The sequence below is a fragment of the Candidatus Symbiopectobacterium sp. NZEC135 genome, assembly GCF_025962695.1.
The window spans coordinates 42922-55818 of the sequence record NZ_JAGFPF010000016.1; the positions used below are offsets into that span (position 1 = coordinate 42922).

Sequence of the window (12897 nt, forward strand, 5' to 3'; positions counted from 1 at the left end):
TCATGTTATGGCGCATGCTACGTCAGTCATGGAGTCGCAATGTGCGGCGTAAATCGCTGGCGGTATTGACGGTGTTTCTGGCCGCTGGGTTGATCTCGGCGCTGCTGGCGGTATCGATCGATATTGGCGACAAAATGGCGCGTGAGCTGAAATCCTACGGTGCCAATATTCTGGTGGAGCCCGCCGGTCAGGCGGCGCTGCCTGCGCTGTTTGGTGAAAACAGTAATCCGCTGGCCAGTGAAGAGTTTCTTGATGAATCGGAACTGCCCAACATCAAGGATATCTTTTGGCGCAACAATATCGTTGGCTTTGCACCGCTGCTCAGCGGGGATGTGATCGTTTCTGGCAAGCACATTTCCGTGCTCGGCACCTTCTTTTCTCAACCGATCACCATCCCGGATGAAGAGGATTATCACACCGGGCAACAGAGTGTCAGCCCTTACTGGCAGGTGACCGGCAATTGGCCGACCGAACCGGTGAGCGAAAGTGCCTTGCAGAGCGGGCAGGGAATTGACGTGCTGGCGGGAAAACAGCTGGCGCAGCAAAACGGCTGGCAGGTGGGGCAAACGTTACGTTTGCAAGGGCCTGAACGCACGCTGGAGGTGCGTATCAGCGGCGTTCTCGCCAGCGGTGGCGATGAAGAGAACCGCCTGGTGATGCCGCTGGCGGCGGTGCAGAACATGCTGGGACTGGAAGGAAAGATTCAGGCGGTGCGCGTGTCTGCGCTGACGGTGCCGGAAAACGAGCTGTCACGCCGTGCGCGGGAGAATCTTGAAGCGCTCAATGCGGAAGAGTATGACCTGTGGTATTGCACCGCGTATGTGTCGTCTATTGCTCACCAGTTGGAAGAAGCCATATCAGGGTCGGTGGTTCGGCCTATCTGGCAGGTGGCGGCGTCAGAAGGGGTAGTGATCGACAAGATTCAGTTGCTGCTGGGCGTGGTGACCTTCGCCGCACTGGTCGCTGCCGCCATGGGTATCGCGTCATTAATGACCAGCACCATCATGGAACGCGCCAAGGAAATCGGGTTGATGAAAGCGCTTGGCGCACGCCAGTGGCAGATCATGCTGCTGTTCTATCTTGAAGCGGCGATGAGCGGCCTGCTCGGCGGCGCATTGGGTTGCATCGCTGGCTGGGGCTTGGCGCGTACAATTGGTTTGATGCTGTTTGGCGTACCGCTCAGTTTTGCCTGGGTGGTGATCCCGTGCGTATTGGTGATCGCCATGCTGATTGCCGTGATCGGCACCTGGTTCCCGGCGCGGCGCATTGCTCGTCTCTACCCGGTGGAGGTGCTGTATGGCCGTTAATCACTCGGGTTCAGAGCGCTGGATCGGCAGTATGTTCTGGCGGTTGGTGATTCGCGCATTGCGCCTGCGTATGCAGCGTGTCAGCGTGGTGTTTGCCGCACTGACGGTCGGTGCCGCCATCGTGACTGCCATGTCGGCGGTGTACTTTGATATCAACGCCAAAATGAGTCAGGAACTGCGTACCTTTGGGGCCAATTTTTATATTGGTCCGGCGCACGGCGGCTCGCTGGCACAAAGCGGCTTTCAGCCAATTCTCGACAACGCGCCGCCGGGGTTGATTAATGCCGCCAGCCCGTATTTGTACGGTATGGCGCGTACCGAATTGGAGAAAGTGGTGTTGATGGGCGTGTGGTTTGACGCGCTGCGCCAACTCTCTCCCTACTGGCAGGTCACCGGCGACTGGATTGGCGTCAAGTTTGACAATCGTAATGCGATGATCGGCGTCAAACTGGCGGAGCGGCTGCATGTCAAAGTCGGCGATAACGTCACGCTGATCGATGGCAGTGAACGCCAGCGCCTGCGCATCAAAGGGATTGTTGAAGCCGGTGACGCTACCGACAATATGCTGATCGTGAATCTGGAACTGGCGCAAAAATGGCTGCAAAAAGAAGGCACTATCAGCAACGCCTTGTTGAGCGTCAGCAACGATCTGGGGCAGGTGGACCGCTTTGCCGCCAGCCTGCAACAGCAATATCCTGACCTGGAGATTCGGCCAATCCTGAAGGTGTCCGCCTCGGAAGGACAGGTGCTGGACAAGATCAAAGGGCTGATGGGACTGGTTTCTGCTGTTATTCTGGTGCTCTCTTCGCTGTGCGTGAACACCACCTTGATGGCGATTGTCGGTGAGCGTGCCAAAGAGTTTGCGTTGCAGAAAGCGCTGGGTGCGAGCGGCAAAGATATCGTACGCCAGATGCTGGCCGAAACCGGTGTGATTGCGCTTGCCGCGGTGGTGTGCGGTTGCCTGCTTGGTTATCTGTTGGCTCAGGTACTGGGACTGACGGTGTTCAACGCCAGCATTTCGCTACGTGCGCCGGTGCTGCCGTTGACGCTGCTGTTATCTTTGTTGGTGGCCGCCGCTGCCGCTGTGTTTCCTACCCGGCGCGCGATCCACGTCGAGCCCGCAAAAGTGTTAAAAGGGGAGTGATTCAATGGGTGTTGCACATAACCCGCACGAGGCGGTGATTGAGACCCGTCAACTGTACAAACGCTTCGGGCAGGTCACTGCGCTGGAAAATATTAATATCCGTATTCAACGCGGTGAATTTGTCGCCATCATGGGCGCATCCGGCTCGGGGAAAACCACGCTGATGAATATCCTCACCTGCCTCGATACCGTGACGGAAGGACAGGTGCTACTGGACGGCGTTGATGCGGCGGCGCTGGATGAAGAAGGACGGCGACGCTTTCGCGCGGACAAAATCGGGCTGGTGTTTCAGCAGTTCCACCTGATTCCGTTTCTCACCGCGCTGGAAAACGTGATGCTGGCACAGCATTACCATAGCGTGGTGGATGAAACCGCGGCGCGCCAGGTGCTGGCTCAGGTCGGGCTGGAGCACCGCACCGATCACTTGCCGAGTCAGCTTTCCGGTGGGGAACAGCAGCGCGTCTGTATCGCGCGCGCGTTGGTGAACGAGCCGCCGGTGATTTTTGCCGATGAACCGACCGGTAATCTGGATGAAGAGAACGAACAGCGCGTGCTGGCGCTGTTGAAGGATCTGCATCATCAGGGACGAACCATTGTGATGGTGACGCACAACCCAGAACTGGGGCGTTTTGCCGATCGAATTATCCGCTTGCAGCACGGCAAGTACCTAAGCGAGGAGGTTCAACAACATGCAGTGGCGTAAATTGATAACGCTAGGGTGCCTGATGGGCGCGCTGGCACTGCTGTCGGGCTGCAAAGAAGAGCAGGTGCAGGTTGGCGCACACGCGCCTGCGCTGGCCGCCTACGATCTGAACGGGCAGCAGGTGGAACTGGCGCGTTGGCAGGGCAAACAGGTTTATCTCAACTTCTGGTCTTCCGGCTGCGGCGGTTGTCTGGCAGAGATGGGCACGCTGGAAAAACTGAGCAAAACCTATGCGGATAACGTGGTGGTGGTGGCGGTGAATACCGATCCTGACGGCGTGGATATTGCCGCGCTGTTGGCACAGCAGCAGATCAGCTATCCGGTTATCCGTGACCAACTGGGTATTACCAAAGAACGTTATCAAGTGGTCGGTACGCCGACCTCGTTCGTGATTGACGCTTCGGGCAAAGTGACGGCCCAGCATGAAGGGGCTCGCAATGAACAACAGTTAACGGCGTTGTTCAAACGGTTAGCCACCGGAGCCTAATTACCTTTATCCCGTGGCGCAGAGGAGAACCCTGCGCCACCTTCAGATTTATTTTTCCTGCACCGCCGTATCCACCTTCACCACCACAGGCTTAGGCTTGATGCGCATGGCGCCCACCACACCGACCAGCAAACAGAAGATACCGCACAGTGTCAGCAGCGGCGGCCATGCCTGACGCAGCATAAAGGTGTAGGTCAGCCCCGCCAGCGTTTCGAACACGATCAGCGGCCCCACCAGCACCGTCGGCAGACGTTGGCTGGCCTGATTCCAGCAGAAGGTGCCAAGCCAGGAGCAGAACAACCCAATCGCCAGCATTAAGCCAATAAACACCAGAGGGCGCGGGCCAAACGGCAGGGCAAAGTCCGGTTTGGTCAGGGCAAGTTGTCCGCTGACAATCACATAGGCCAGCAAGGCCATGGGTAACGTCACCATCCCTTGCGCGGTAGCCCAAGTAGTGGATTTTTTATCGAGATTGCGGCGCAGCCAGCGTGCATTGCGCAGCGGATACCAGGTCCAGCAGATGACCGCGATAATCGCCATGCCGATGCCGCTAAGATAGCGCTCCATATCGACCTGTTCATCCTGGGCGTTCAGCTCTGCCAGATTCACGCATAACAATCCAAGCAAAATCAGCAACAGCGGCGGCGTTAATCGCCACCAAGAGAGCGCGCCCTCCTGTCGTCCGTAGAGCAGATTAGCGGCAACGGCAATCACAACCGGCAGCGTACCGATAATCATGGTAGAAACGGGCGCGCCAGTGCGCTGGATGGCGCTGGCAAGGAAAAAGTAATAGAGCAGATTACCCACCGCCGAGAGCTTCAGCGCTTCTATCCAGTCCGCACGGCTTAATCCGCGCAGGCGTTTCCTGTCAGCCCATGCCAAAGGCAGCGCTATCAGCCCAAACGCCACATAGCGACCCGCAGACTGCAACGCAGCAGGGTATTCCGGCACCATCAATGGGCCTACGAAAATCAGCCCCCACATCAAACCCGCCGTCAGGGCGAAAACGATACCGCTTAACATATCACACCCGTTACCCGTTTATGCTTGAAGGGCCAAGCCCCTGTGTTGTCGTATCACGGGAAGCCTAACCGGTAAGCTGGATAACATATTGTAGGATCTTGCGCTTTTTTTACCGACCGCGACCGTGTGGCATAACCTGTTTTTGATAGCGAACCGGTGTAATGCCATAACGTTGGGCAAAGCTACGTGTCAGATGGGCTTGATCCGTCAGCCCGACCTCCGCTGCCACCTGTGCGGCGGGCATGCCGCGGCACAGCAGCTGTTTGGCCCGCTGCAAACGAATTGCCATCAGCATTTGGTGTGGAGTGACGTGGTAGTGTGCTTTAAAGCGCCGCTGAAAATGATAAGGGCTGAGGGAGGCGACGGTGGCCAGCTCGTTAAGCGTGATGGCCTGAGCAAAGTTATCGTTGAGGTAGTGCTTCACGTCGTCAAAGCGCGACAGACTTTGCGTTTGTAATGGCTGTGCCACACGGGCAAAGGGACGAAAAATATCGATGATACTGAGCATCAAACTGTCACAGGCCAGCGGGTCGTGAGTACGCCACAGCGCGGCCAGCAGGGCAGACAGCTGGCGGGCTGCCAGTGGATCATACCGCACCACATCGCTAAACCACCAGCCTTGCTCACCGGAGAGCGCCTCCAACTGTATGGGATCGATATAGATCATGCGGTAGCGCCACCCTTCCTCACCGACCGCCTGCCCGGTATGCAGTTCATCAGGATTCATCAACACCAGCGTATCCTGCGCTGCCACATGCTGGGCCCCTCGATAGCGAAACTGCTCGGCACCAAAGTCGATGGTGCCGATACCAAAAGCATCATGGGCATGGGGTTCAAAAGCACAGCGGGCAATGTGCGCCTGATATAATTCAACGCCGGGTTGCTGCGGCACATGACGAAATTGCGCGCGATCCAATGGACCTTGGAACATCTCGCGATCGACGCCTTCTTTTTTATCCAACAGCGAGAGCGGGGCGTTATTCATGTGCAGACCCATGACGTATTTTTGACGGAGTAAGACCGGATTTATATAAATCATAACAAAAAGATTTATCGATCCGCGAAGGAAATTAAATCCACATAAAAAGTAATTTTTTTAATTGATTGATTGTAAATAAATTTATCTGTTTATGCTACACAGGGCATTGCTCAGATGACCACCGCTTATTGTCTTAGTAGAAAATAATATAACACCATCCGATTGTTTATTTGTCGTGGCATTTTTTCCCCCGTATCTATAGGACGTTAGGGTATAGGGATGGAGAAAAAAGTGAATTTTCAACAACTGAAGATTATTCGAGAATCGGCACGGCGCAACTATAATCTGACGGAAGTCGCCAATTCGCTGTTTACGTCTCAGTCGGGTGTGAGTCGCCATATCCGTGAACTGGAAGAAGAGTTGGGCATCGAAATTTTTATTCGCCGCGGTAAACGGCTGCTTGGTATGACCGAGCCTGGCAAAGAGTTGCTGGTGGTCGCTGAGCGTATTTTGAATGATGCCAACAACATCCGTCGTCTGGCTAACGTGTTCACCAATAATGATGTGGGTCAACTGGTGATTGCCACTACGCACACTCAGGCGCGCTACAGCTTACCCAATGTGATTAAAGAGTTTCGTGCTATTTATCCGCAAGTGCGTTTGGTGCTCAACCAAGGCACGCCGGATGACATCGTTGCCATGCTGCATTCCGGTGAAGCGGATATCGGCATTGCCAGTGAGCAACTGATGAATGACGCCACGTTGGCGGCGTTTCCTTACTACCGCTGGCATCACGCTATCCTGGTGCCGCAGCAACACCCCCTGATAGACGTGCCAACGGTGACGCTGGATATGCTCAGCAAACTGCCGTTGATCACTTATCGACAAGGAATTACCGGGCGTTCTCGCGTCGATCGCGCTTTTCTGGCGGCAGGCATGACGCCGGATATCGCCCTGAGTGCGCAGGATTCGGATGTGATTAAAACTTACGTTGAATTAGGCTTAGGGGTGGGAATTGTTGCCGATCACTCCTACGAACCGGCGCGCGATAAAGGGCTAGTGCGCCTGAATGCCGAGCATCTCTTTGAAGGAAATACGGTGTGGATCGGGCTGAAGAAAAGCCAGCTACAGCGCAACTATGCCTGGAAATTCTTGCAACTGTGCAACAGCGAACTCTCGCTGGATGAGATCAAGGATAAAGTCTTCTCGGATAACGCCGAGTCCGTTATCGATTACCAGATTTAGCACCTATTCCATTAGGCTATTTTACTTACCATTTTGGCCCCGGGCAGTGCTCGAAATCCTCACGTACTCCGTGTACGCTCCGGTTTCTGCGCGCTGTACGTGACCAAACTGGCTGCGCCAATGACGCCTACTGGGATAGGCTCTTAACCCACAAGCCACGTCACTAGCGGTTTGCTTGATATCGATCAAGTGAATCGCTATTGGTTGGCGTTATGCATTCTGCTGCTGCTTTTACCTCCTCCTGACATATCTTCTTTATCTTTTCTTTATGGTGGTGAATAACTGCTGTTTTTACGAGTTTTTCAGTGTTTTATCACATTTTTTTGACATAACTGTGACTTTTGACGCTGTTTGCCTGCTTGATCTCACGGAAATGGAATAGTAGTATCCCCAGCCATAACAATAACGTATGTCTAATGTTTTGCTTTAAGATACAGCCACTTGCTAATCCATTAAGTGCTATTGCGGCCCGTATTCAAACGTGTATACCGCACTAAGGGTTACCAAGACGTACTGCATCAGCATTCACATTAGTCGCATTTTATCTCAGCCACCCTTGTGCGCCGTTCAACCGGAAGAGAGGCGCTGTGGCCGTACGTTCGCGGCACCGGGTGGTCTTGCAATGGAATTCACTATGAAATCAATCAAAATCAGCCTTGCCTGGCAAATCCTTATTGCGCTGTTCTTGGGTATCCTTGTTGGTGCTGTGCTGCATGAAAGCCCTGCTGATCGTCAGTGGCTTATCAGTAACATTTTGAGTCCCGCCGGTGATATTTTTATCCGACTAATCAAAATGATTGTGGTGCCGATTGTGATCGCCACGCTGATCGTGGGTATCGCCGGAGTTGGGGATGCCAAGAAGTTGGGGCGCATTGGCCTTAAGACCATTGTCTATTTTGAGGTGATTACCACCTTTGCCATTATTCTTGGCATTACGCTGGCAAACCTGTTCCAACCTGGTCACGGCATCGACATGTCGTCATTGACCACGGTGGATATTTCTCAATACCAAAAGACCACTGAACAAGTGCAGAGTGGGTCGCACAGTTTGGTGGTGACCGTGCTGTCGCTCATCCCTCCCAACATTTTTGCCGCGATTGCCAATGGCGACATATTGCCGATTATCTTCTTTTCCGTGATGTTTGGGCTGGGGCTGTCATCGTTGCCCAAAGCACACCGCGATCCCTTATTGAACGTGTTTCGCGGCGTATCGGAAACCATGTTTAAAGTCACGCACATGATCATGCGTTACGCGCCAGTTGGGGTGTTTGCGTTGATTTCAGTGACGGTAGCCAACTTCGGTTTTGCTTCGCTGTGGCCGCTCGCCAAGCTGGTGATTCTGGTGTATGTCGCGATTCTGTTCTTCGCGTTGGTGGTCTTGGGCGTAGTGGCTCGCTTGTGCAATCTGCGGGTCACCATGTTGATCCGCATTTTGAAAGATGAACTGATTCTGGCCTACTCCACCGCCAGCTCCGAAACCGTGTTGCCGCGTATCATTGAAAAGATGGAAGCCTACGGTGCGCCAAAATCGATCACCAGTTTTGTTGTACCGACGGGCTACTCGTTTAATCTGGACGGCTCCACGTTGTACCAAAGTATCGCTGCCATTTTCATTGCCCAACTCTACGGCATCGATCTTTCACTGTGGCAAGAGATTGTGCTGGTGTTAACGCTGATGCTGACCTCCAAAGGGATTGCCGGTGTGCCGGGTGTCTCGTTTGTGGTGCTGTTGGCAACCCTGGGCAGCGTGGGCATTCCGCTGGAGGGGTTGGCCTTTATTGCTGGTGTGGATCGCATCATGGATATGGCGCGCACGGCCCTGAACGTGGTGGGCAATGCGCTTGCTGTGCTGGTCGTCGCGAAGTGGGAAGGGCAGTTTGATGAAGAGAAAGCCCGTGCCTACGAGCGTGAAGTCAAGGGGACTGATTCACGGCTGGTACAGCGTAAGGTCTGATTAACGCGTTGGAAAGACAATAAAAAACCGCCCGAGAACCGGACGGTTTTTTTATGGCAAGAATCAGAGGAAGCCGTACATGGCGGCAAATACCCAACCAAACACACAGGATGTGGATACGCCAATCAACCCCGGCAAAATAAAGCTGTGGTTGATAACGAAGCGCCCAATCTTGGTGGTACCGGAGCGGTCAAACTGGATGGCAGCCAGATCGCTTGGGTAGGTTGGCAGAATATAGTAGCCGTAGCAGGCTGGCGCTGAGGCGACGATATACGCCGGGTCCACACCAATGGCTAACGCTACCGGCACAATGGCTGCCAGTGCTGCCGCCTGAGAGTTAACAAACTTCGACACCAGCAGCAAGATCAAGGCATAGGCCCATGGGTACTGTTTCACCAGCGTGCCAAGCGTTGCTTTGATTTCCTCCAGATGCGCGCCGAACATGGTCTCTGCCATCCAGGCAATCCCATACACCGCAACGATGGCGATCATCCCAGAGCGGAAGACCTCGTTTTTGGAGATATTGGCCGGGTTGGTTTTAGTGGCAATGATAATCACTGCGCCCGCAAACAGCATGAACATCTGGATGACCAGCACCATGGAGAGCGGTTTGCCGCCAAAAACCGGACGCAAACCTTCATCAGCACCGAGAATCGCTACCGCAGCAATGGCTGCCAGGAAGATCCACATGGCAACCCAGTTGCTCTTGGGCAGTTTTTTGTCCAGTAGCGTAGCAGTATCACCGTAAACGTAATGCTTGTTTTCTGGTACGGAGATGAATTTCTGGAAGTCTTCGTCTTTATCCAGATCTTTACCGCGAAACCAACTGAAAATACCGATCGCCAGAATACCTAACAGCGTTGACGGAATGGTAATGGCCAGCAGATCGAGAAATTCCAGATGGCGACCGTTAAAAGTGAAATTCCCCAGCATGGCAACTAACGAAACCACCGCCACGGAAACCGGGCTGGCGATAATCCCCATTTGTGCGCCGATCGAACTGGCTGCCATGGGGCGTTCTGGACGGATATTATTTTTGATGGCGACATCATAAATAATCGGCAGGATGGTATACACCACATGGCCGGTACCGCAAAGAATGGTCAGGATACAGGTGACAAACGGTGCAATGATGGAAACGTATTTCGGGTTACGGCGCAGCAGACGTTCTGCGATTTGCAGCATCACATCCAACCCACCAGAGGCCTGGAGGGTGGCGGAAGCAGCAACCACCGCGATAATCACCAGCATAACGTCGACGGGCGGCGTGCCGGGTTTGAGTTTAAACACAAAGACCAGAATAACCAGCCCGATACCGCCGAGCAGGCCGAGTGCTATACCGCCTTTTCTTGCCCCGTAAAAAAGGCAGATTAGAACGATCACTAATTGAATGATAAAATCCATAGGTACCCCATTGCTCAATATTGACGAGATAAATTAATTAAGTTGGCTTACTGTCGTCGTGGGTACTATAGGGATTATTGGATTATTATTTATTTGATCCATGTCTACAATTTTTTATATTTACAAACTTTAATTCAAATAAAAGAAGCAGATCCCAATAATAATTATTATTTGGTTTATTTAGTTATTTAACTCTAAAATTAATTATATTAAGGGAATTAAAACAAAAGGGTGATTTATTACGTTAATTATCTTATTTAATGTTTATTATATTTATCAATGTTGTTTTTAATTTGTTGTTTTATTGCTTTGCTTAAGTTTATTTTTTGCTACTAAATCGATAATAAAAACAAGATAGGACGTTTTGCACCGTGTTTATTATCTATGATAATGATTTTCAATGTCTTTACCCCTTTGGGGGTAAGTGTTTTTTTTCATTACCTGCCAGGCCGTTGCAGCAATCATTGTGCCAGTTGTCATGTTACGGCTTTCGCTAAAATCGGGTTTCACCTTTATTGCGCTTTCTCTGACAGGAGAAGAAAACCGACGCTGTTTTTTTTATAGCATAATCGGTTATTAAAAAAATTATTTACTGTCTGATTTAAGAATAACTTTAGTTAGCATGAAGAAAATATACAGGCAGTTTCTGCAAGGCTCGCCGATGTACTTTTGTTATCGTACTGCCAGCCATGAGTTGGCTGAGATGTTCGACTACACTTAAAGGTCAAAGGTGTAGCCGATAAAGAGGTCAATATGGCAGAGCAACAAACGGACGATCCTAAAGCGGTTACGGTGGGGGATGGGCTGGCCAAAGTGCACGAGGCGGCAGAACAGTTAACCGAAGAGGAGATCGACGCGCTGGCAGATGCCGCGCGAGCAGCGGCGCAAAATGGCAATAAGGAACGTCCAGATTGATGGCATTGTGGTGAGAGAAAGTGGCAGGTTTTTTGCACACTTAGCATCACAATGCAGAAAAAACCATTCAGACAACAGACTGATTTCTGGTGACGAGGACGCGATGATGCACGACAAACTGCTGATAGACGGTAAGCTGGAAGCGGGCCAGGGCGCTACGCTTGCGGTGTTCAACCCCGCAACGGGGGAAGAAATTGCACGTATACCCCAGGCAGACCTGCACCAGGTTGATGCAGCCGTGCGTGCTGCGGAAAGCGCTTTTGCGCAATGGGGGCAGACTACGCCAAAAACCCGCTCGTTGCTGCTGTTGGAACTGGCGGATGCGATTGAGCAGCACGCCGAAACCTTCGCGCGTCTTGAGTCGTTGAACTGCGGAAAACCGTATCACGCGGCCTTGAATGATGAATTGCCCGCCGTGGCAGACGTTTTCCGCTTTTTCGCCGGTGCGGCAAGATGCCTGAGTGGCTCTGCCGCCGGTGAATATCTGGAAGGGCATACGTCAATGATTCGGCGCGATCCCATCGGGGTAGTGGCCTCCATTGCGCCTTGGAACTACCCATTGATGATGGCTGCCTGGAAACTGGCACCCGCGCTTGCAGCCGGTAACTGTATGGTGTTGAAGCCCGCGGAGCAAACGCCGCTTACCACGTTCCATCTGGCGTCCTTATTGGCCGACATTTTCCCTGCGGGGGTGGTCAACGTGGTATTCGGTACCGGTGCGGCAATTGGCGATGCGCTGACCGGGCATCCTCTGGTGAACATGGTGTCGCTCACCGGATCGATTGCGACCGGGGCGCACATTTTGTCGCATACCGCCTCCAGCATCAAACGCACACACATGGAACTGGGCGGTAAAGCGCCGGTTATCGTGTTCGATGATGCCAATATCGACCAGGTGGTGGACGGTATTCGCAGTTTTGGCTTTTATAACGCCGGGCAAGATTGCACAGCTGCCTGCCGCTTGTATGTGCAGCGTGGCGTCTATGATGACGTGGTCAGCAAATTGGGGCAGGCCGTCGCCAGCCTCAACATGGGCGATCCGAACAGCGAGGACACTGAACTCGGTCCGTTGATTACTGCCGCACAGTTGGAGCGTGTTGCTGGCTTCGTTGAGCAGGCCAGCGCGTTGCCACACATTCAGGTCATTACCGGTGGGCAACGGGTTGATGGGCCGGGGTACTACTTCCAGCCGACCGTTTTGGCGGGGGCACAGCAGGATGACGATATTGTACAAAAAGAGGTGTTTGGCCCCGTAGTGTCCATTACCCCGTTTGATGATGAGGCTCAAGTTGTCGCCTGGGCCAATGCTTCCGGCTACGGGTTGGCTTCTTCGGTGTGGACGCGCGACGTAGGACGGGCGCATCGTCTGGCGGCGTGTCTGCAATATGGCTGCACTTGGGTCAATACCCACTTTATGCTGGTCAGTGAAATGCCACACGGTGGGCAGAAACTTTCCGGCTACGGCAAAGACATGTCAATGTACGGATTGGAGGATTACACCGTCGTGCGACACATAATGATTCGTCACTGATGGTTACGAGAATGTGTTTCCTAAATGTTAAGATAAGCCTGTCTTATCGGTGTTGATATCCGGCGTCAGGGGTAATCGATACTCTGACGCCAGCGCTTTTTATGCCGCCATTCAGATGCTCCATGATGAGGCAATGTGCGCAATAATGGGGCAATCATATTGTTTTTCAATATATTTACACCCATTAGCGTTTTCGATGCGGTAG

At 52.9% G+C, this 12897-nt stretch carries 11 protein-coding genes; 8 read left to right on the forward strand and 3 right to left on the reverse strand.

Annotation, left to right across the window (positions count from 1 at the left end; genetic code table 11):
* The first annotated feature begins 2 nt into the window (after nt 1-2).
* From J5224_RS10705 to J5224_RS10720, 4 genes are read left to right on the forward strand one after another with little or no spacing between them, the layout of a single operon-like run.
* A complete protein-coding gene (locus tag J5224_RS10705; protein ID WP_264625364.1) occupies nt 3-1307 on the forward strand; it encodes an ABC transporter permease in 1305 nt (434 codons plus the stop codon).
* On the forward strand, nt 1297-2451 hold the full coding sequence (locus J5224_RS10710) for an ABC transporter permease (protein WP_319802431.1): 1155 nt from the start codon (nt 1297-1299) through the stop codon (nt 2449-2451). The genes J5224_RS10705 and J5224_RS10710 overlap by 11 nt, the downstream gene beginning before the upstream one ends.
* Before the next feature lie 4 nt (nt 2452-2455).
* Nucleotides 2456-3154: an ABC transporter ATP-binding protein gene (locus J5224_RS10715; protein WP_264625365.1), complete on the forward strand. Its 699-nt coding sequence runs from the start codon at nt 2456-2458 to the stop codon at nt 3152-3154.
* Nucleotides 3141-3641, forward strand: coding sequence for a TlpA family protein disulfide reductase (locus tag J5224_RS10720; RefSeq protein ID WP_264625366.1), 501 nt, complete (start codon nt 3141-3143; stop codon nt 3639-3641). The genes J5224_RS10715 and J5224_RS10720 overlap by 14 nt, the downstream gene beginning before the upstream one ends.
* 48 nt (nt 3642-3689) lie before the next feature.
* On the opposite strand, the gene J5224_RS10725 is transcribed toward J5224_RS10720, so the two are convergent.
* Both J5224_RS10725 and J5224_RS10730 read right to left on the reverse strand, forming a co-directional pair.
* On the reverse strand, nt 3690-4664 hold the full coding sequence (locus J5224_RS10725) for a DMT family transporter (RefSeq protein ID WP_264625367.1): 975 nt from the start codon (nt 4662-4664) through the stop codon (nt 3690-3692).
* Nucleotides 4665-4773: 109 nt separating this feature from the next.
* Complete coding sequence (locus tag J5224_RS10730) at nt 4774-5649, reverse strand: AraC family ligand binding domain-containing protein (protein ID WP_413544667.1); 876 nt, start codon at nt 5647-5649, stop codon at nt 4774-4776.
* Nucleotides 5650-5934: 285 nt separating this feature from the next.
* On the opposite strand from J5224_RS10730, the gene cbl reads away from it, so the two are divergent.
* Nucleotides 5935-6888, forward strand: a complete 954-nt coding sequence (gene cbl / locus J5224_RS10735) for an HTH-type transcriptional regulator Cbl (RefSeq protein WP_264625368.1) — start codon at nt 5935-5937, stop codon at nt 6886-6888.
* 634 nt (nt 6889-7522) lie between these two features.
* Complete coding sequence (gene gltP / locus J5224_RS10740; protein WP_264625369.1) at nt 7523-8842, forward strand: glutamate/aspartate:proton symporter GltP; 1320 nt, start codon at nt 7523-7525, stop codon at nt 8840-8842.
* A 63-nt stretch (nt 8843-8905) separates the two neighbouring features.
* On the opposite strand, the gene J5224_RS10745 is transcribed toward gltP, so the two are convergent.
* Nucleotides 8906-10246: an anaerobic C4-dicarboxylate transporter gene (locus J5224_RS10745; protein WP_264625370.1), complete on the reverse strand. Its 1341-nt coding sequence runs from the start codon at nt 10244-10246 to the stop codon at nt 8906-8908.
* Nucleotides 10247-10999: 753 nt separating this feature from the next.
* On the opposite strand from J5224_RS10745, the gene J5224_RS10750 reads away from it, so the two are divergent.
* Nucleotides 11000-11161, forward strand: coding sequence for a hypothetical protein (locus J5224_RS10750; RefSeq protein ID WP_264625371.1), 162 nt, complete (start codon nt 11000-11002; stop codon nt 11159-11161).
* Between the two features lie 106 nt (nt 11162-11267).
* On the forward strand, nt 11268-12692 hold the full coding sequence (gene patD, locus J5224_RS10755) for an aminobutyraldehyde dehydrogenase (RefSeq protein ID WP_264625401.1): 1425 nt from the start codon (nt 11268-11270) through the stop codon (nt 12690-12692).
* The last annotated feature ends 205 nt before the right edge of the window (nt 12693-12897 follow it).

What these genes read in the sequence shown, in the direction of transcription:
- J5224_RS10705 (WP_264625364.1), top strand. Translation starts at nt 3, where the DNA reads ATGTTATGGCGCATGCTACGTCAGTCATGGAGTCGCAATGTGCGGCGT.
- J5224_RS10710 (WP_319802431.1), top strand. Translation starts at nt 1,297, where the DNA reads ATGGCCGTTAATCACTCGGGTTCAGAGCGCTGGATCGGCAGTATGTTC.
- J5224_RS10715 (WP_264625365.1), top strand. Translation starts at nt 2,456, where the DNA reads ATGGGTGTTGCACATAACCCGCACGAGGCGGTGATTGAGACCCGTCAA.
- J5224_RS10720 (WP_264625366.1), top strand. Translation starts at nt 3,141, where the DNA reads ATGCAGTGGCGTAAATTGATAACGCTAGGGTGCCTGATGGGCGCGCTG.
- J5224_RS10725 (WP_264625367.1), bottom strand. Translation starts at nt 4,664, where the DNA reads ATGTTAAGCGGTATCGTTTTCGCCCTGACGGCGGGTTTGATGTGGGGG.
- J5224_RS10730 (WP_413544667.1), bottom strand. Translation starts at nt 5,649, where the DNA reads ATGAATAACGCCCCGCTCTCGCTGTTGGATAAAAAAGAAGGCGTCGAT.
- gltP (WP_264625369.1), top strand. Translation starts at nt 7,523, where the DNA reads ATGAAATCAATCAAAATCAGCCTTGCCTGGCAAATCCTTATTGCGCTG.
- J5224_RS10745 (WP_264625370.1), bottom strand. Translation starts at nt 10,246, where the DNA reads ATGGATTTTATCATTCAATTAGTGATCGTTCTAATCTGCCTTTTTTAC.
- J5224_RS10750 (WP_264625371.1), top strand. Translation starts at nt 11,000, where the DNA reads ATGGCAGAGCAACAAACGGACGATCCTAAAGCGGTTACGGTGGGGGAT.
- patD (WP_264625401.1), top strand. Translation starts at nt 11,268, where the DNA reads ATGCACGACAAACTGCTGATAGACGGTAAGCTGGAAGCGGGCCAGGGC.